This window comes from Vibrio sp. Isolate30 (genome assembly GCF_022397975.1).
GTDB classification, from domain to species: Bacteria; Pseudomonadota; Gammaproteobacteria; order Enterobacterales; family Vibrionaceae; genus Vibrio; species Vibrio fortis.
In genome coordinates this window covers 33862-51619 of record NZ_JAKEUS010000007.1, presented here as the reverse complement: position 1 = coordinate 51619, position 17758 = coordinate 33862, and the positions used below count along the sequence as shown (strand labels likewise).

17 protein-coding genes and 1 pseudogene are annotated in these 17758 nt (G+C 44.6%); 13 read left to right on the top strand and 5 right to left on the bottom strand.

Going from position 1 to position 17758, the window contains the following annotated elements:
* Positions 1–280: 280 nt before the first annotated feature.
* Positions 281–1171 (bottom strand): LysR family transcriptional regulator, encoded by an 891-nt coding sequence (locus L1D60_RS16225; RefSeq protein ID WP_239842027.1) that lies wholly within the window; start codon positions 1169–1171, stop codon positions 281–283.
* 101 nt (positions 1172–1272) lie between these two features.
* On the opposite strand from L1D60_RS16225, the pseudogene L1D60_RS16220 reads away from it, so the two are divergent.
* Together L1D60_RS16220 and L1D60_RS16215 are read left to right on the top strand one after the other, a co-directional pair.
* Positions 1273–2266: pseudogene (locus L1D60_RS16220) on the top strand (aldo/keto reductase).
* A gap of 9 nt (positions 2267–2275) precedes the next feature.
* Positions 2276–2671, top strand: coding sequence for a heme-binding protein (locus tag L1D60_RS16215; RefSeq protein ID WP_239842026.1), 396 nt, complete (start codon positions 2276–2278; stop codon positions 2669–2671).
* Between the two features lie 107 nt (positions 2672–2778).
* On the opposite strand, the gene L1D60_RS16210 is transcribed toward L1D60_RS16215, so the two are convergent.
* Both L1D60_RS16210 and L1D60_RS16205 read right to left on the bottom strand, forming a co-directional pair.
* Positions 2779–4152: an L-cystine transporter gene (locus L1D60_RS16210; protein ID WP_239842025.1), complete on the bottom strand. Its 1374-nt coding sequence runs from the start codon at positions 4150–4152 to the stop codon at positions 2779–2781.
* A 185-nt stretch (positions 4153–4337) separates the two neighbouring features.
* The gene (locus L1D60_RS16205; protein WP_239842024.1) at positions 4338–5033 is read right to left on the bottom strand and encodes an NAD(P)H-binding protein; all 696 of its coding nucleotides are present in this window, start codon (positions 5031–5033) and stop codon (positions 4338–4340) included.
* A gap of 676 nt (positions 5034–5709) precedes the next feature.
* Between L1D60_RS16205 and L1D60_RS16200 the strand changes: the two genes are divergently transcribed.
* From L1D60_RS16200 to L1D60_RS16155, 10 genes are all read left to right on the top strand, one after another.
* Complete coding sequence (locus L1D60_RS16200; RefSeq protein ID WP_239842023.1) at positions 5710–6321, top strand: flavin reductase family protein; 612 nt, start codon at positions 5710–5712, stop codon at positions 6319–6321.
* A 122-nt stretch (positions 6322–6443) separates the two neighbouring features.
* Positions 6444–7490: a nicotinate-nucleotide--dimethylbenzimidazole phosphoribosyltransferase gene (gene cobT, locus L1D60_RS16195; RefSeq protein WP_239842022.1), complete on the top strand. Its 1047-nt coding sequence runs from the start codon at positions 6444–6446 to the stop codon at positions 7488–7490.
* A complete protein-coding gene (locus L1D60_RS16190; protein ID WP_239842021.1) occupies positions 7490–8299 on the top strand; it encodes an adenosylcobinamide-GDP ribazoletransferase in 810 nt (269 codons plus the stop codon). The genes cobT and L1D60_RS16190 overlap by 1 nt, the downstream gene beginning before the upstream one ends.
* Positions 8300–8308: 9 nt before the next feature.
* A complete protein-coding gene (gene cobU / locus L1D60_RS16185; protein WP_239842020.1) occupies positions 8309–8863 on the top strand; it encodes a bifunctional adenosylcobinamide kinase/adenosylcobinamide-phosphate guanylyltransferase in 555 nt (184 codons plus the stop codon).
* A 10-nt stretch (positions 8864–8873) separates the two neighbouring features.
* Positions 8874–9497, top strand: coding sequence for an alpha-ribazole phosphatase family protein (gene cobC, locus L1D60_RS16180; protein WP_239842019.1), 624 nt, complete (start codon positions 8874–8876; stop codon positions 9495–9497).
* A gap of 76 nt (positions 9498–9573) precedes the next feature.
* The gene (locus L1D60_RS16175; RefSeq protein ID WP_239842018.1) at positions 9574–11370 is read left to right on the top strand and encodes a M3 family oligoendopeptidase; all 1797 of its coding nucleotides are present in this window, start codon (positions 9574–9576) and stop codon (positions 11368–11370) included.
* 240 nt (positions 11371–11610) lie between these two features.
* The gene (locus tag L1D60_RS16170; RefSeq protein ID WP_239842017.1) at positions 11611–12639 is read left to right on the top strand and encodes a succinylglutamate desuccinylase; all 1029 of its coding nucleotides are present in this window, start codon (positions 11611–11613) and stop codon (positions 12637–12639) included.
* Positions 12640–12756: 117 nt separating this feature from the next.
* Positions 12757–13752, top strand: a complete 996-nt coding sequence (gene btuC, locus L1D60_RS16165) for a vitamin B12 ABC transporter permease BtuC (protein ID WP_239842016.1) — start codon at positions 12757–12759, stop codon at positions 13750–13752.
* Positions 13739–14497 carry a vitamin B12 ABC transporter ATP-binding protein BtuD gene (gene btuD, locus L1D60_RS16160; RefSeq protein ID WP_239842015.1) on the top strand — a complete coding sequence of 253 codons (759 nt, stop codon included), beginning with the start codon at positions 13739–13741 and terminating at the stop codon, positions 14495–14497. The genes btuC and btuD overlap by 14 nt, the downstream gene beginning before the upstream one ends.
* A 243-nt stretch (positions 14498–14740) precedes the next feature.
* Positions 14741–15235, top strand: a complete 495-nt coding sequence (locus L1D60_RS16155; RefSeq protein ID WP_239842014.1) for a GNAT family N-acetyltransferase — start codon at positions 14741–14743, stop codon at positions 15233–15235.
* A 91-nt stretch (positions 15236–15326) separates the two neighbouring features.
* Here L1D60_RS16155 and L1D60_RS16150 read toward each other — a convergent pair whose 3' ends face one another.
* On the bottom strand, positions 15327–15902 hold the full coding sequence (locus tag L1D60_RS16150) for a nucleoside triphosphate pyrophosphohydrolase family protein (RefSeq protein WP_239842013.1): 576 nt from the start codon (positions 15900–15902) through the stop codon (positions 15327–15329).
* A 210-nt stretch (positions 15903–16112) separates the two neighbouring features.
* On the opposite strand from L1D60_RS16150, the gene L1D60_RS16145 reads away from it, so the two are divergent.
* A complete protein-coding gene (locus L1D60_RS16145) occupies positions 16113–17192 on the top strand; it encodes a sensor domain-containing diguanylate cyclase (RefSeq protein ID WP_239842012.1) in 1080 nt (359 codons plus the stop codon).
* On the opposite strand, the gene L1D60_RS16140 is transcribed toward L1D60_RS16145, so the two are convergent.
* A complete protein-coding gene (locus L1D60_RS16140; protein ID WP_239842011.1) occupies positions 17185–17757 on the bottom strand; it encodes a DUF1415 domain-containing protein in 573 nt (190 codons plus the stop codon). The genes L1D60_RS16145 and L1D60_RS16140 overlap by 8 nt on opposite strands.
* Position 17758 lies beyond the last annotated feature (1 nt).

Sequence of the window (17758 nt, the reverse complement as noted above, 5' to 3'; positions counted from 1 at the left end):
ACATCCTCCTGATTGTACTCATTGTCTCAATGGGTAACTCCAGTAACGCAAATTGATATTTCGATTTGATGGCACTTTTAAGTCACAACTTAATCTAGTGATGTGCATTCAAATGTATACATATCTACTTTGGCTATCGTTAGTTTATTCGCTACTGGGAGAACAGGCGATCACTTCAGTCCGATTGCAAAGGTAACAAAGTATGTCTTTATGATTGTTGTGTCCAAGTTCGATAAGGCTTCAGGGGGCAATCGAGCCTATGTCTGATGCGCTATATAAGCTAATCTCCGCCTTGAAGTTGTTCGAAGTAGTCTTGCACGAACTGTACAAACGCTTTGTGTTTTCTGGCTGGATAGATCATTTGAGGATAGAACAGGTAGATGGAATTGCCGTTTGCAATACACTCATCGGTGAGCAGCGGTGTTAGGTGACCTTGTTTTATCTCTTCAGCGACATAGTAACTTGCGATACGAATGATGCCACTGCCGCGCATAGCCTGCTGCTTTAATAGGTGGTTTTCATTGCTCGATAGCCAACCCGAAACATGCACATTGCCACTCTTAAAAGGCCATTCATGTTGATGCAAAGTTGCAAGACACTGGTGATTTTGAAGATCGTCTAAAGAGGTAGGCAAACCGAACTTATCAATATAGCTCGGCGCTGCGACCAAATCATGCTGATACGAAAACAGTTTTTTGGCCACCATGTTTTCTGGTGGGGTATTCGTGGCGCGAAATGCGATATCGATATCTTCTCGATTGAGATTATAGGTGGTATAGCTGCTGTTGATCTCAAAATAGATCTCTGGGTAACGTTCTTGGAAGCGTTGGCATAGGTCGGACAGATATACCTCAGTGAACATTTTTGGTGCGGTGATTCTTAATACCCCTTTAATCGCTTCATGCTCGTCGGATACGCTGCGTTCTAAGTCGAGCACTTGTGATCGAATCACCAATCCTTGAGCAAGTGCACGCTCGCCTTGGAGTGTGAGCCTAACACTGCGTGTGGTTCGAACGAGTAACGGACACTCTAAGTCGCTCTCCAATCGTTTTATCTGTTCAGATAAGTAACTTTTTGAAATTCCAAGCTGTCCTGCAGCCTTAGTGAAATTTAAATGCTGAGCAAGCTCAACAAATAACATCAACCTTTCAATCCGTTTGTGCTCATTCATACTTAAATCTCCAGTTTTTGTTTGTTCATTATAACGAACAATAATTTCGGATTCAGGCTATTCTGTTTTTCTTGTAGAACAATATGATTAAGACTGATTTTATGAATACGAGAATGACTAATGAAAAACGTACTTCCTTTGTCTAAATATCTGACCAATGTCAGTGAGATTGCCTACGGCTGTATGGGGCTGGGTGGCGGTTGGAACGATAGTCCAGTTTCACAAGATGATGTCTACCAAACGCAGAGCATTATTGAAACGGCAATGGCTTCAGGTATCAATCTTTTTGACCATGCTGACATTTACACATTTTCCAAAGCAGAACAGGCATTCGGCCAAGTATTAAAGAGCCAACCTGCATTGCGAGATCAAATGTTCTTACAATCAAAATGCGGTATTCGTTTTCAAGGTGAAGGCAACGTAGGACGTTATGATTTTTCAGCACAATGGGTACAAGGCTCAGTTGAAGGCATTCTTGAGCGATTAAACACAGAGAAGTTAGATGTACTCTTATTGCATCGTCCTGATCCATTGATGGAGTTGGATGAGCTAGCACGTACACTGCAAGATCTGCATGCGGCGGGTAAGGTGGAGCATTTTGGTGTCTCTAATATGAGTGGTCACCAGATCGAATATCTACAATCAGCGCTTGATAAGCCGTTAGTGGTAAACCAAATGGAGATGAGCCTTGCAAAACTGGATTGGCTTAACGATGTTGTTTTAGTTAACTCTCAGGGTTTGAACGAGTCTGACTGGGCGCCTGGTACATTAGAATACTGCCGAGCTAAGGGTGTTCAACTTCAAGCGTGGGGGTGTCTGGCACAAGGACGCTTCTCGGAGCAAGGATTAAACGCTGAGGATGAAAGTGTGCGAACGACTTCCAAATACGTTCAACAGCTCTCTGAGAAATACAGCGTGACTAGCGAAGCAATCGTATTAGCGTTTTTGTTACGCCACCCTGCGGGTATTCAGCCAGTAATCGGCACAACCAACCTTGAGCGAATCCAAGCAAGTGTTGCGGCGACTAAGGTTAATCTTACTCGAGAAGAGTGGTACAACCTATTTGTTTATTCTCGTGGCCAAGCTCTACCATAGGTGATAATCATGCTGACTTTAAATAAGGCTCAACAAGCGGTCTCGGCAGCAATTGAAATCGCCACTCAGAATCAACAGCAAGTCGCGGTTGCCGTTTGTGATACTCATGGCGAATTAATCGCATTCGCCAAAATGGATGATGTGAGTGTTCAGGCGGGTGTGCTGGCAAAAAGTAAAGCTTACACTTCCGCGCGCGATCGCCAACCAAGTGGCCACTTAGGTGAGTGGGCGCGCTCGACAGGGAAGGATATTAGTTATTGGAATGACTCTAAGATCACAGGCTTTAAAGGTGGTTTGCCTATAGTTTGTGAGGATCGGGTCGTTGGAGCAATTGGGATCAGCGGGCTGAGTGAGGAAGAAGATGAACAGCTTGCTCAATCAAGTATCTCTGTTCTAGAGCTATAGCTTTTTGTTTCTCTTTAACTAAAAAACCGATGCCATGCGCATCGGTTTTTTGGTTTAAATCTCAGTGAGCGTTAGCCACTTAATCTAAGTCGAATTGCTTTAGTGAATTACGCTTGAGCTTGTTGTAGATCTTTCTGTTCTTCTTTCTTACCTAGGATACGACTTGTAATAGTACCTGCAGTCATCGCTCCTGAAACGTTAAGCGCAGTACGAGCCATATCGATAAGTGGTTCGATAGAGATAAGCAGTGCCGCGATAGTTACAGGCAGCCCCATTGCTGGCAGTACGATTAGAGCTGCAAACGTTGCGCCACCACCGACACCAGCGATACCAAATGAGCTTACGGTAATGATAGCAATCAGCGATAGAATGAAGTTAATGTCCATAGGGTTGATGCCCATTGTCGGTGCAACCATTACCGCTAGCATTGCAGGGTAGATACCAGCACAGCCGTTTTGACCGATTGTTGCGCCGAAAGAAGCAGACAGGTTAGCAATCGCTGGTGGAACATTAAGCTTAGTGATCTGCGCTTCGACGTTTAGCGGAATTGTTGCCGCAGAGCTGCGCGAAGTGAATGCAAACGTTAGTACTGGCCAGATCTTCTTGAAGTATTCTTTCGGGTTAACGCCCACAAAAGAAACCAATACGCCATGCACAACAAACATCAGTAGAATAGCCACGTAAGAAGCTACGATGAAGCCAAGTAGACTTAGAATGTCAGATGCGCTTGATGTCGCGACAACTTTCGCCATTAATGCTGCGATGCCGTATGGCGTTAGAGCCATGATCATTTTAACAAGGCGCATAACGATTGATTGAGCCGCTTCTACAAAAGTGCGGATTGGCGACTCTAACTCTTCTTTTTCAGCCATTACCTTACGCGTAGCAATACCCGTTAGTACACCAAAGATAACAACCGCGATAATAGACGTTGAGCGAGCACCAGTAAGATCAGCAAATGGGTTGGTTGGGATGAAGCTTACTAACATCTGAGGGATAGTCAGATCAGAGACACGATCAGCGCGAGTTTCAAGTGCTGCTAGGCGAGCCGTTTCACGTGCGCCTTCTGTTAGACCTTCAGCAGAAAGACCAAATGCCTGTGTCACAATGATACCAACGATTGCGGAGATTGCTGTTGTTGCAAGCAATACTGAAATGGTGATACCTGAAATCTTACCCAGTGAACCACCTTTCTCTAGTTTCACAACAGCTGCGATCATAGAGACCAGTACCAGCGGCATGATGACCATTTTTAATAGGCCAACATAACCTCGACCAACGATGTTAACCCAGTCTAAGGTTTCCTTGATGATTGGGTTGCCTTCGCCGAATAGCAGTTGAAGGCCTAGACCAAAACCACTACCAAAAACAAGACCAAGCAGTACTAGACGTGAAAGTGTGTGTTCTTTCTTCTGCTGTCCGTAGAGAAAAAAGAGAATACCAGTAAATACCGCTAAGGCAGCGATAGCAGGGAATGACATTGAATTTCCTTATGAATTACTTCAGAACAATAGGAAGCCTAGATATATAGGCATGAGTACTGTTAGGTAAAATAACGTTCTGTAACAAAACGTAAAATAAGGAAAAGTAATTTGATAGATCAATTAGTCATATCTAAAAGAGTGGTTGTTCGGATATTCAACAGAGTGATGGTTCAGCCACCAATTTAGCGATATTTCGCCAAAAATTTAAGCATCTCACTCGAACTGGAAATTTCGACATTTTTAAAATTATTTTCGAATAATTTAAACAGCATCGTTTTGGCAACCCATTCTGACTCGATTGGGCGAAGGTTTTTCAAACGACCGATCATAAAAGGTTTGAAAAGAGGTGAGAGCGTTTGCAGGAACTTTTCATCGGATCTTGGCTTTGTTCTATTGCCAAGCAGTGGTCCAGGCCTTGCAATAAACAACTGCTTGAATCCAATACGAATGAGGTTTTGCTCCATTTGTCCTTTACACTTCAAGTAGTGTGAATAGGACGTTGGGGATGCTCCGTAGCTGGATACTACTGCAACGCGTTCTACGCCCAAAAACTTCATGGTTTGAGCTACGTGAGTAACCAACTCGACATCAACTTTACGCAAGGCTGCCTTTGAGCCCACTTGCTTGATGGTCGTTCCCAAACAGATAACACCAAGAGTCGGCCTTGGATGCCCTTCATCCCACTGTGTTATATCCAGGTCATTGTTGATGATTTGAATCAGCTTACTTGAAGTTGGCTCTCTTTTAATTTGAGAACGAGTGAGAGCATAAACAGTTTGAACTGATGGTTCAGCAAGTAGCTGCTCGATTACATGACCACCAATCAATCCTGTAGCACCGGCTACGATAACGGAAGAGTTATCTCCTTGAATGGACATGCGAGCTCCTTAGTGAGTGGCGGAATAATCAGCTTTTGATGTTGAGTCTTTTAGTTTTGGCTCAATCTACGCATAAGATCCAGAAAATTCCGTGAAGAACTCTACAAATCATTCATATTTACAGTGAGTTGGCGCTGAGGATTGACCGAATAGGCACTGAGTAATAGTAAGATCTAAACTGGTTTGGATATTAGAAAGTGTGTCGTTAAAAAGAACAAAAGCCCGCAGGGTGGGGCGGGCTTTCTGGCTTGCGCTGGAGACTAACGCTTGCCTAAGTGAAGGAGAGTGGGATTTTCTTCACCTTTTTGCTTTGTTTTCCAGATTTATTCGGTTTTTTTCTACTTTGGTTAGCGAACATAAAGACCTCCTAAATCTTATACTGCTAAATGTGTACCTCAGCTTTCGTTCCCTGATAGCCGTACACTTGGCTTTTCATAGTGAGTGAGTTAAAGCACTTTAAATAAAGCATAACTAATGCCAACTTTTAAGTGTTTGATTTTATTAGAATGCGTTTTCTAATGGGTCACTATTGTTCAAATTGACAGTCAAATTGAGATTTTTGAGTCGATTTTGTTCAATTCGACAACAAACACGGGTTCAAAGGCGAGTTATCGATAGATAGATAAGACGATAGCAAGTAAACTGGTTATTAATTTGTCACAGCCAAGGATGCGCGATGAACCTCCAGTTCGATACTCTCTCTGCAAATGAAATCTACCACCTGATGACTCAAACGGTTATCCCTCGTCCGATAGCGTGGGCACTCACCAAATCAAGTGGTGATGTGTATAACCTAGCCCCATTTTCATATTTCACCCCAGTATCGAGCCAGCCACCCCTTTTGATGCTTTCTGTAGGTAAAAAGCCGACAGGTGAGATCAAAGATACCGCTAAGAATGCGATAGAAACCGGCAAGTTAGTGATCCATATTGCGTCTGAATCTTGTGCGGAAGTTATGACGGCTACGGCAGCAACGCTGGATCACGATCAATCTGAAGTACAAGCGAATGACATTGAGCTAGTAGAGTTCGATGGTTTCTCCTTACCGCGTGTTAAAAATTGCTCGGTTGCGTTCGGCTGTACGCTGTTTGAGGTTAAAGAGGTCGGCGATGTGCCTCAAAGTTTGGTATTTGCCAAAGTTGAAACGGTATATATCGCTGAAGAGATCATCGATAAATCCAGTGAGCGATTGAAAATAGATGCACTAGCGCTGAACCCGTTGTCACGCCTAGGTGGTGGTGAATACGCGACGCTCTCTAATGTTTTTTCGGTAGCGCGACCAAAATAATCGAAAGCTGAGTCGACGATCGGCTCAGTCTTTCAGTTATGCGCTCAATCAAAATGCGCTTTGCTATAAAACAGTCAATTAGTTATTAAATCTTCAGAACATCACATTGGTAAGTCACGTCCATGCTAGACACTCAACACTCTGCGTTTATCCAAAATCGAATTGATCAGAAAACCAAACCACTGGGCGCATTAGGCCTCTTAGAGAAGACCGCTTTTCAACTGGCACTTATCCAAAGCCAACAAAGCCAAACACCACCTGAAAAAATTCAAATCACTCAGCCCTCAATGTTTGTTTTTGCCGGTGACCATGGCATTGCGGATGAAGGGGTGAGTATTGCTCCGAGTGCCGTAACGCAACAAATGGTATTGAACTTTTTATACGGCGGCGCGGCGATCAATTGTTTCTGTCGACTCAACGACATCAACTTAACGGTTGTCGATGCAGGCATTCTAGAAGCCATCGATACGAGTGCGATTTCAGGTAGCCACTCTGAGTTACTGGTGACGCAACGATTGGGCAACGGTACTCGTAATTTTAACCAACAAGCAGCGATGTCACGTGAACAGGTCGAGAAAGGGATCAACTATGGTCAGTCACTGATTGAAAGCAGAATCGCGCAAGGCTGCAATCTGGTTATGTTTGGCGAAATGGGAATTGGCAATACGAGCAGCGCCTCAGCAATACTAAGTGCATTATCAGGTTTAAACTCAAAAGAGTGTGTTGGACTTGGTACTGGTATTGATGACGAACAGTTCAAGCGTAAGCAGAAAGTGGTTGCCAATGGTGTTGCTCGTTGTAAGGGCAAAGCCATCGAAGAAGTGCTTGCTGAAGTGGGTGGCTTTGAGATTGTACAAATGATTGGTGGATTCCTAGGCGCGGCAAAGATGCAAACTCCGGTTCTGGTTGATGGCTTTATTGTCTCAGTAGCGGCGTATGTGGCGAACTTAATTAATCCATCATGTCGCGACTACATGCTGTTTGCGCATAAATCTCAAGAAAACGCGCATCAACACGTATTGAATGAGCTACATGCCGAACCGTTGTTGGATTTAGGTCTAAGACTGGGTGAAGGCACTGGCGCAGCATTGGCACTGCCTCTGATCAAGGCCGCTGCAGAGTTTTACAATGATATGGCAAGCTTTGAGAGCGCTGGAGTGACGGTGTAATGAGTCAGCTCGAAGCGGACCGCGGCATTAAATATCAATGGCAACTATTTTTGTTGGCATTGGGCTTTTTCTCTCGCCTACCGGTACCACACGATACGCCATATTCTGAAGAGCGAATGAATCGAGCAGGACGTTACTTTTCGACGGTCGGTATCTTGCTGGGTCTATTGTGCGCCACGGTTTATGTTTTACTGAGCTTGTTCTTTCCGGCTGATGTCGCATTGATACTCATGATGGCGTTTAGTTTAATGCTGACGGGGGCATTCCACGAAGATGGCCTAACAGATATGGCTGATGGCATTGGTGGTGGCATGACGATTGAGCGACGCCTAATCATCATGAAGGACAGCCGTATTGGTACCTACGGTGCTTCAGCATTGATCATGGCTCTATTGGGCAAATGGGTTTTTCTAAGCGAGCTTATCGAACAGACCCGAACCGCAGATCTCTTTATGATATTGGTTTCTAGCTACGCATTTAGCCGAGCCATCGCAGCGTCACTTATTTACGATATGCCTTATGTCAGTGACCCTGACACCAGCAAAAGTAAGCCATTAGCAAATAAACAGACCCGCTCTGAAACCCTATTTTTGATTGCTATCGGATTATTTCCAAGTCTTTGGTTTGGCATTGAATTCAGCATTGTGTTGCTAGCCATAGGCTATGTCGCTCGTACACTGCTTAAACGCTGGTTAACAGTACGTATTGGTGGTTTTACTGGAGATTGTTTAGGTGCAGCGCAGCAGTTGGTCGAGCTCTCAATGTACTTGTTGTTTATTGCCGCGTTTTATAACGGTTTTATTGGGTAACTACGAATCATGAAGCAGGGGAAATCCACTCATTTAATTCTCGGCGGAGCGCGTTCAGGAAAGTCGAGCTTTGCTGAAACACAGGCGATCACAATATCGGAAAGTCAGCAGTGTCAACTGCACTACATAGCAACGGCCATTAGTTTTGATGAAGAGATGGAAGCGCGTATTCGTCATCATCAACAACGACGTGATCATCGTTGGCAAGAGCATGAAGTGCCACTTGAACTCGCACAACACTTGCGCAGTCTGAGTTCATCTGATGTGGTTTTGATCGACTGTTTGACGCTGTGGCTGAATAACGTGATTTATCAGCTTGGAGAGAAGGCGACTAACGAGCAGATCGAAACGTCGATACAAGAACTCGTCAGTGCGGTCGAAGCAAGCCCTGCAAGTATCATTATGGTCTCCAATGAAGTTGGTCTTGGAGTTGTTCCAATGGGGCCAGTGTCTCGTTTATTTGTCGACAACGCTGGCAGAATGAATCAAGCCTTGGCCAAAGTGGTTAAGCAGGTCACTTTCATCGCCGCTGGGCTACCTATGGTTTTAAAAAACGAAGGTTGATGAGCTCACATTGAACAAGATACGCACCAAGCACATATACCTCGTTCGTCATGGCAAAGTACTCGGAGAGGCTGCATTGAATGGCCGAACAGACGTGCTGGTTGACTCGTCAATTCAAGATAAGATTTGTACAGCAATAACATCGCTGCCGTTTAAATTGGATGCGGTCGCCACATCACCGCTGCGCCGCTGTCATGATTTGGCAGAGCGAGTCGCGCAGACTAAGTTATTAAACTTAGAGAGTATTAATGAACTGCAAGAGATGAATTTCGGTGATGTGGATGGGGTTCCGTTCGATCTTCTTAGTGAACAGTGGGAGAGTTTGGAATCATTTTGGCAAGATCCAGCAAATCATCAGCTAACTGGAGCGGAAAGTTTACAGGCGTTCCAGCAGCGAGTAATTCAAGGTTGGTCGCAACTTATAAGCAGCACCAATGACAACATCTTATTGGTTACGCATGGTGGCGTAATCCGAATGATTTTGGCGCACTGTTTGGATATAGATTGGAGAAAGCCAACGCTCTACTCCAACCTAGCCATCGGTAATGCGTCTTTGACACACATTCAAATCACACAAACAGACAATAACTACATCAGTGTGAAGGTGATAGGGCAGCCATTGTTAGCGACCTAGCACCAACCAGTGAAAACTGGATTTAAATTTTTACCAATTTATCGATAGAACATCGCACAGAATAAGGACAGAACTCATGACAACGCCAAGTTGGGATTTGAGCATTGCATATCGTGGACTAGACGATACAAAGATTGAACAAGATATTGAACTTATTGAGCAGTGTATTGAACTGCTTTACCTTCATGTCGAAAAGCGCGACACAGTGATCGCTATGCAGAATGCGATCCAAACCTCTGAAGCAGCAGGCACACTACTTGGGACGATTCACACGTTCGCAAACTGTCACGCTTCTGTGGATGCGACGCATACTGAAGCGAAGCAGCTTTTAGGACGAGTTGCAAAGCTCAACTCGGAGATGTCTCAAGCATTTAGCCCATATGAAGACACTCTCGTTCACGCTGATGTTGAGTTCATCACAAAAGTACTAGACCACACCAGCCCAGACGTTGCGGGTCAAGGTTTTGCTATCGAGAGTTCTCGTAAACTCGCCGCAACTCGCCTAAGCATTGTCGAAGAGCAATTGCTTGCTGCGATGGAAGTCGATGGTCGTGATGCGTGGGGACGTCTATACGACAACCTGACAGGCTCACTAAAGCTTTCACTGCAACTTGAAGGTGAAGAGGAACAGCTTGGCTTTTCACAAGCTGCGAGTCTTCTTTACGGCAGTGAATTTGATAAGCAAGAACCGGCTTGGCGCGCGGTTCAACAAGCAATGGCCACTCACCAAGAGTCATTTGCATCCATTCTTAATGCACTGGCAGGTTGGCGTTTAACGGAAAACAAAAAACGCTCGAAGATCTGTGATGTGCATTTCTTAGCGCCAAGTCTGCATGGCAGTCGTATTGTTCCTGAAACACTAGACACCATGATGGCGACAGCAAAAGCCAATCGCTCAGTAGGTCAAAAAGCGGGTTTGTTGATGGCAAAGGTTCATGGTCTTGACGAGATGAAACCTTGGAACCATCTTGCTGCAATGCCACCGCTTGGTGATGCCGAATCTAAGGTCTACCCGTATGATGAAGCGATCGATGTGATTAAAACAGCCTTCGCTGAAGTGAATCCGGAGATGGCACAGTTTGTTGATCTAATGGTTGAAAATGGCTGGATTGACGCAGCTCCAGCGCCAAACAAACGCCTAGGTGCATACTGCACTAAGTTCGCAGCAACGCGTTCTCCACTGGTATTCATGACGTGGAGCGGTAGCCGTTCTGATCTTATGACACTTGCTCATGAGCTTGGCCACGCATTCCACAACTGGGTCATGCGCGATATGCCATTGTGTCAAACTCGTTATCCGATGACATTGGCGGAAACGGCTTCGATCTTTGCAGAGAACATTGTTCGTGACTACTTGCTCAAACAAGCAGAAACGCGTGATGAAAAGCTGGAAATGCTATGGGAAGAGCTCTCTTCTTCTTTGGCATTAATGATCAATATTCCAGTGCGCTTCGAGTTTGAAAAAGCGTTCTACGAACAGCGCGAGAAAGGGGAATTAACAGCCAAGCAATTATGCGACTTAATGGAGAAAACTTGGAAGGCGTGGTACGGCGATGCGATGAGCGAAGCTGATCCATACTTCTGGGCGAGTAAACTGCATTTTAGCATCGCTCAGGTCAGTTTTTATAACTACCCATATCTGTTCGGTTACCTATTCAGTAAGGGCGTATACGCGCAACGTGAAGTGAAAGGCGACAGTTTCTACAGCGATTACGTAGCCCTGCTCAGAGACACAGGCAGCATGATGGCAGAGGATGTGGTTGCGAAACATATAGGTATGGATCTAACAGAAGCTGACTTCTGGCAACAGAGTATCGATATGGTGTCTGCACAAATTGATGAGTTTGAAAGACTGCTCAATCAGGAAGATTAATTGATCTTAATCGGTTCATACTCAATAAGAGCTGTGGTAGGTTACACGGCTCTTATCTGATTGATATAGCTTAAAAACCTCGCAAGGTTTAATTCTCCCTGCTTTGAACAGGGCCAATATAACTATTTATGGGCAGTATTTGTGAGTGATAACGGAGTTTCTGTTGATAAGTGCGATCATAGCAACACAATTTCTTTGTACAATTTATTAACATACGGCCGTGCAATTAAGGAGTAGCGCATGACGAAATCTCTCTTTCGCCAATCATTTCTTTTGGACAGCCTAGATCTTGAACAAGAAGTGCTTGCAGGACAAACCGTACTAAGTAATGGAGTACAGCTAAAAGTCCATCAACGTGGTGTTTTTGAAGTAATTCCAGCGGATTACGATCAACAGACCAAGAACATCATTTTCTCAACAGGCGTTCATGGTGACGAAACCGCACCAATGGAGCTGGTTGATAAGATAATCGAAGACATTGAAACAGGTTTCCAATCAGTAAAAGCTCGCTGTTTGTTTATTATCGCTCACCCAGAAGCGACCAACGCTCATACTCGTTTTCTTGATGTAAACATGAACCGTCTTTTTGATGACAAAGAGTATGAAGCAAACCGCGAAACCAAGATTGCGAACCATCTGAAGTATTTAGTCACCGAGTTCTATAAAGATACTCAACCGGAGACGCGTTGGCATTTAGATCTTCACTGTGCGATTCGTTTGTCGAAGCATTATTCATTTGCCGTGAGCCCTAAAGTTCGTCACCCCGTTCGCAGCCAAGAGCTCATTGATTTTATCAACAGTGGGCACGTAGAGGCTTTGCTGCTTTCGAACTCTCCGACCAGTACATTCAGCTGGTACAGTGCGGAAAACTTTGGCGCACAGGCGCTAACAATGGAACTAGGGCAGGTCGCGCGTATTGGTGAAAACCAACTGGATAAACTGACTGCGTTCGATCTCGCGATGCGTAACCTTATCGCCGAGTGTGAACCCGAGCACCTTCCAAAGAAAACCATTACGTATCGCGTAAGTCGTACTATTGTTCGCTTACATGACGATTTCGATTTTATGTTCTCTGACTCAGTCGAAAACTTCACCGCGTTTAAGCATGGTGAAGTATTTGGCCACGACGGTGATAAGCCGCTGATGGCGAAAAATGAAAACGAAGCGGTAGTATTCCCAAATCGTAATGTAGCTATCGGTCAACGTGCTGCACTGATGGTGTGTGAGGTTGAAACTCGCTTCGATCACGGTCAGTTAGTTTACGATTAAAACCACACGTAAATAATCCCAAACGATTGATATCACAAGGTTCGCACGTTATTGCGAACCTTGTTTTTATTGGGGGATACAGGTAAGGTTACGCGAACTTAGTTAAAGTAGCTTGATATGGATTTCCAACACCTTATTCAACAAAAACAGCGACGCTGGACTCGTGCCATCTTTCTGATGCTTACTGCGTTGATTGTCCTCAGTGGCCTTTACTTGATGGTAGGTGACCTGTTTATTTCACCGTTGAATACACTCTCTCCACTTGAAGAAAAGTTACTTGTCGATTTACGATTACCACGCCTGCTTGCCGCGATTGCGATAGGTGCTGCACTCGCGGTTTCTGGGGCGAGTTTACAGGTCTTACTCGGGAACGTACTAGCTGAGCCCGGTGTGCTCGGGATCTCGGGCGGCGCAAGCCTAGCGATGGTTATTGTGCTGTTTTTCTTACCATTTGCCCCTACGCCCGAACTGTTCATGATAGCAGCCGTGATAGGCTCACTCTGTTTTACAATCCTGCTAGTGGGCATGGTGAGAGCAATGCATTTAACCACGGCAAAACTCTTGTTGATTGGTGTTGCGCTTGGCATTTTGTCAGGTGCAATGGTGACTTGGGCATTCTATTTTAGTGATGACCTAAGCCTTCGCCAACTTATGTATTGGTTGATGGGCAGTTTAGGCGGTGTTGCTTGGTATCAACACACACTCACTTTAGTGATGATTCCTGTGATCATTTGGTTGTGCTTACAAGGGAGTAAACTCGATAAATTGATGATAGGCGAAGTACACGCTGCTCAGTTGGGAATCAACGTACCAGCACTGCGTTGGCGCTTGATTTTCGCCGTCTCAATACTTGTCGGGTGTGCCGTCGCCCTTGGAGGGGTGATAAGCTTTGTTGGCTTAGTCGTTCCGCACCTATTGCGCTTAGCGATTGGCACGGATAACCGATATCTGCTCCCGCTCTCTGCTGTGTCTGGCGCTGCACTCTTGGTGTTTGCCGATATCTGCGCGCGTACACTTTTAGATTCGGCTGAATTGCCGCTGGGTGTGATGACAACCACGATTGGTGCGCCAATCTTTATTTGGATGTTGGTGAAAAATCATGATTCAAATTAAAAGCTTAAGCGTCGGTTCAAGGCTGCTACCACTCTCTTTTAACCTAAAACCAGGGCAAGTGACTCACGTGATAGGGCCAAATGGAAGTGGAAAGAGCACGTTGTTAGAAGCCATCTCTGGCATCGGGGAAGGTTACACAGGGGAGGTTGTTTGGCATGACAAGCCGCTATCAGAATTTTCATTGCAAGACCTTTCTTTGCAGCGGGCCTATTTAAGCCAAAGCGCAAAGCCTGCATTCAATCTTGAGGTGTTTCAGTTTCTTGCTTTGTCGCTGCCAAGTTCTACTGATCCTCATAGTGCGATTGTATCTAAGGTGCTGACAGAGGTGAGTCAGTTGCTTGAGATAAGCGATAAATTGCATCGCTCAATACAGACTCTTTCTGGCGGGGAATGGCAGCGTGTTCGCTTAGCGGGTATGTGCTTACAAATTTGGCCGTCTCTTAATCCTTATTCCAAATTACTCATCTTGGATGAACCGGCTGCTCCTCTAGATATTGGTCAGGAGGCACTGCTTTATAAGCTTATTGGCCGTATCGCGGAACAGGGGATCTCCGTGATAATGGCAAATCATGATTTGAATCGCACCTTAAGGCATGCCGATCAAGTGCTATTGCTGGATCAAGGTGTGTTGCAAAAGGCGGGTACGGCTGAAAAAGTGATGGTTCCAGAGCAGCTAGAGCAGGTGTTTAATACACGAATTAAAAGTATTACTGTCGATAACGCGACTTATCTACTGTTCGAATGACCGATCATCTGGTTGATTTTCAATTGGGCGAAATCGTGTTTCTCTTACGCCTGAATTGAGAGCTAAAACCCGACCATTATTGGCTCGTCTCCTCAACTAACAATGCTCGCTAGCACCTTTTACTATGTAACTTGTTAATTTTATTATTTTTCTTCTGACCTGTTGTTATTTAACGCTATTTTGTTACTGTGAAAGGAACAGTAATTAGAGCGATAAAACAACATGAACTAAGAAGGAAATGAAATGGAAATACAAGTAAGACGCACAGAACCGAGTGATGCAAGAAGTGTTAAAGAGATCTATGAGTGCCCAAACGCGTTTCGCGGTACCCTGCAACTCCCACACCCTTCGCTCGAACTCTGGGAGAAGCGTCTCACCCATATTCCAGAGCATGTCTATTCTTACGTCGCACTGTATCAAGGTGAGGTCATTGGTAATCTTGGCCTAGAAGTCTGTGTTAACCCAAGACGTCGGCACGTTGCCTCGTTGGGTATGGGAGTTAAAGATAACTTCGCAGGAAAAGGTGTTGGAAGCGCGTTATTGAAAACAGCCGTCGACCTTTGTGATAACTGGATTAACATTAAGCGCCTTGAACTGACGGTTTACACCGACAACGAGCAAGCGATTAATCTTTATAAGAAGTTTGGTTTTCAAATTGAAGGGGAGTCAGCGGCATTTGCATTCCGTGATGGCGAATATGTTGCGGCTTACCACATGGCTAGAATTCAACCAAGCTAACAGAGCCCACTTACTGAAGCACTGAACCCAATAAAAAGCGCCTCAGGATTTGAGGCGCTTTTTAACAAGTTCCGCTCGTAGGAAAGTGTTTTTAAACCGTTAGTGGCGCAAGGTCAGCTGGACGGTAGTAAACCGACTTAAGTACTTTACCTTGGCGAATGGTTTTCTCTTCTGAAACGAAATCTTCGGCGCACTTCGCGATGATGTAATCACCTTTCTGTACAGCCATCAGCTTGATGTTTTGTTCAGCGTAGAAGGCTTCAGTTTCTGCGTACTCTTTCTCGTTGCGACATACTTTGCTCATGTTGCTTGAGTGTACTTCATCCCAACATGGTAGGAAGTCAATCGCACGGCTCTTCGCGACGTTAAGCAACAAGTCAATCAGGTAGCTGATCGCTAGGTTATCTTCAACTTTGTCTTGGCCCATGTGGACTAAACGACCCATCAATACATAGACGCTGTCTACGATTGCATCGGCTTGTTCTGTTTTTGAGTCTGCTTCTGCAAGTTCAGTCAGCTCTTCGATAGCTAAAGAGGTGTGAAGCGTATCGCCTTTTTCGTCCATAGTCTCTGGCGCTGCAACAGGCAGGTCAAAGGTACTACGGAATTCTTTGATGTCGCGATAAAGGTGATCGAAGATGGTTTGGTTTAGTTGAGAAAGGGTCATATTCCTATCCATTTGTATTTGGTAGGTCGGCATTTTAGCAAAGCTGGAACTAGCGCGCTATTCGTAACGCGCACTCTCTCGCTTATATTCTTCGTATCAATGTCTCTGATTGCTATTAAAATGTTTGAATATTAGTTGGTTTTCCTCTTTACTCGTGAAATATATAAAATGGTTAGATGAGTGCCGTCTACGAGCTTAGAGAATCGATTTATGAGTAGAGCCAGTGAGAGCGAAGTTGTTATTCGACGCTTATATCAAATTACCAATGACTACAAAAAAGGGTTTGATGTACAGATTGTGCAGCTTTTGGAAATGGGCTTGCAACGATTTGAGCTGGATATTGGTATTCTCTCTAAAGTAGATGGGAGTAATTACACTATTCAGCATTGTGTCACTCCAGAAGATGTAACGCTTAAACAGGGCGACTCTTTTGATTATCGCGCGACGTATTGTGAGATTACTTGTCGCTCAAGCGGTCCTATATCAATCGAGCATTGCGGCGAGCATGACGTACACGCCCGCCATCCCGCTTATCAAGCTTTTGGCTTAGAGTCATATATCGGTATTCCAATTCATGTGGATAATGAAATCTATGGCACCTTAAACTTTTCGAGCCCGACACCTTACTATCGTAAATTCAAAGAGATAGATATCGACGTGATGAAGCTGATGGCCTCTTGGATCGAGGTGGAGTTAGTTAGACGAGCTCAAGAACAACGCCTGCAGCAATTAAATGAAAAACTCGAATATCAAGCGCTTTACGATCCGTTGACAGGGTTGCCTAATCGCCGCTGCTTGTTTAAAAAACTCAATGCTGAGGTAGCTAAGCTTAGAGAGGGAGAGGGGATTGGCAGTCTTGCCGTTATTGATATCGACCACTTTAAAAAAGTAAATGATAAGTATGGCCATCAGATTGGTGATGATGTTCTTAAAAAAATTGCCAAGGTGTTAAAAGAGAATACCCATGAGCACGGAATTGCAGCTCGATTTGGTGGTGAAGAGTTTATTGTTTGTTACCCTCAGTCGACACCTGAGTATGCCGAGAGTCGGATGACACAATTACTGCAGGCCGTAAAGGACATCACGTTAGACAGAGAGCCTGTAACGATATCCGCTGGTGTTTGTCATTTTCAGTTATCAAACCAAGACGAGCAGATTAATAAAATGTCGACATTAGATAACTTGATTAAAGTCGCCGATGAGTGTTTGTATCTCGCCAAAGAAAATGGACGAGACCAATACGTGTCTCGCCCTTATATTATGAATCCGCAGAAGGTTAGTATTAATTAGCACCAAACAGATAAGGAAACAGTTTGCGTCGCTCTTCTGGTGTCAGTGATTCAACGCGTGCGATGTTAGTATCTGGAATCGCTTCCGGGTTTGGGTAGTGCTTCAACACCTTTTCCATGCTTTCTTCACGTATCAAATGATATATAGGGTAAGGAGAGCGGTTAGTTAAGTTCTCATCATCTTCTGGATCGGCACCACCAAAACAATAATCGGGGTGGAATGTCGCCACTTGATAGATACCTTCCCAATCTTGCTGTTTGATCAGTGCTTCGACCCAATCGATAAACATGTTGTAGTCAAAGAAATCTTGCAGCATGTTAGGTACGACAACTAGCGTCGTTTCTAGCTCTTCAGGTGGAGTATTATCGAGTTCGACAAAGTGGGTCATGATGTCTTCTAGCAACATTTCTTCAGTTGTCGCTTCACTGACAAATATTTTAATTTGTTTGTTTCGCTGCGGCTTAGCGGCAAAAGGACAAAGGTTTAATCCAATGACAACATCGTTCAGCCATTGTTGAACTTGATCGTGAATGATCTGTAAATCGTTTGAAGATGGGTTTGACATG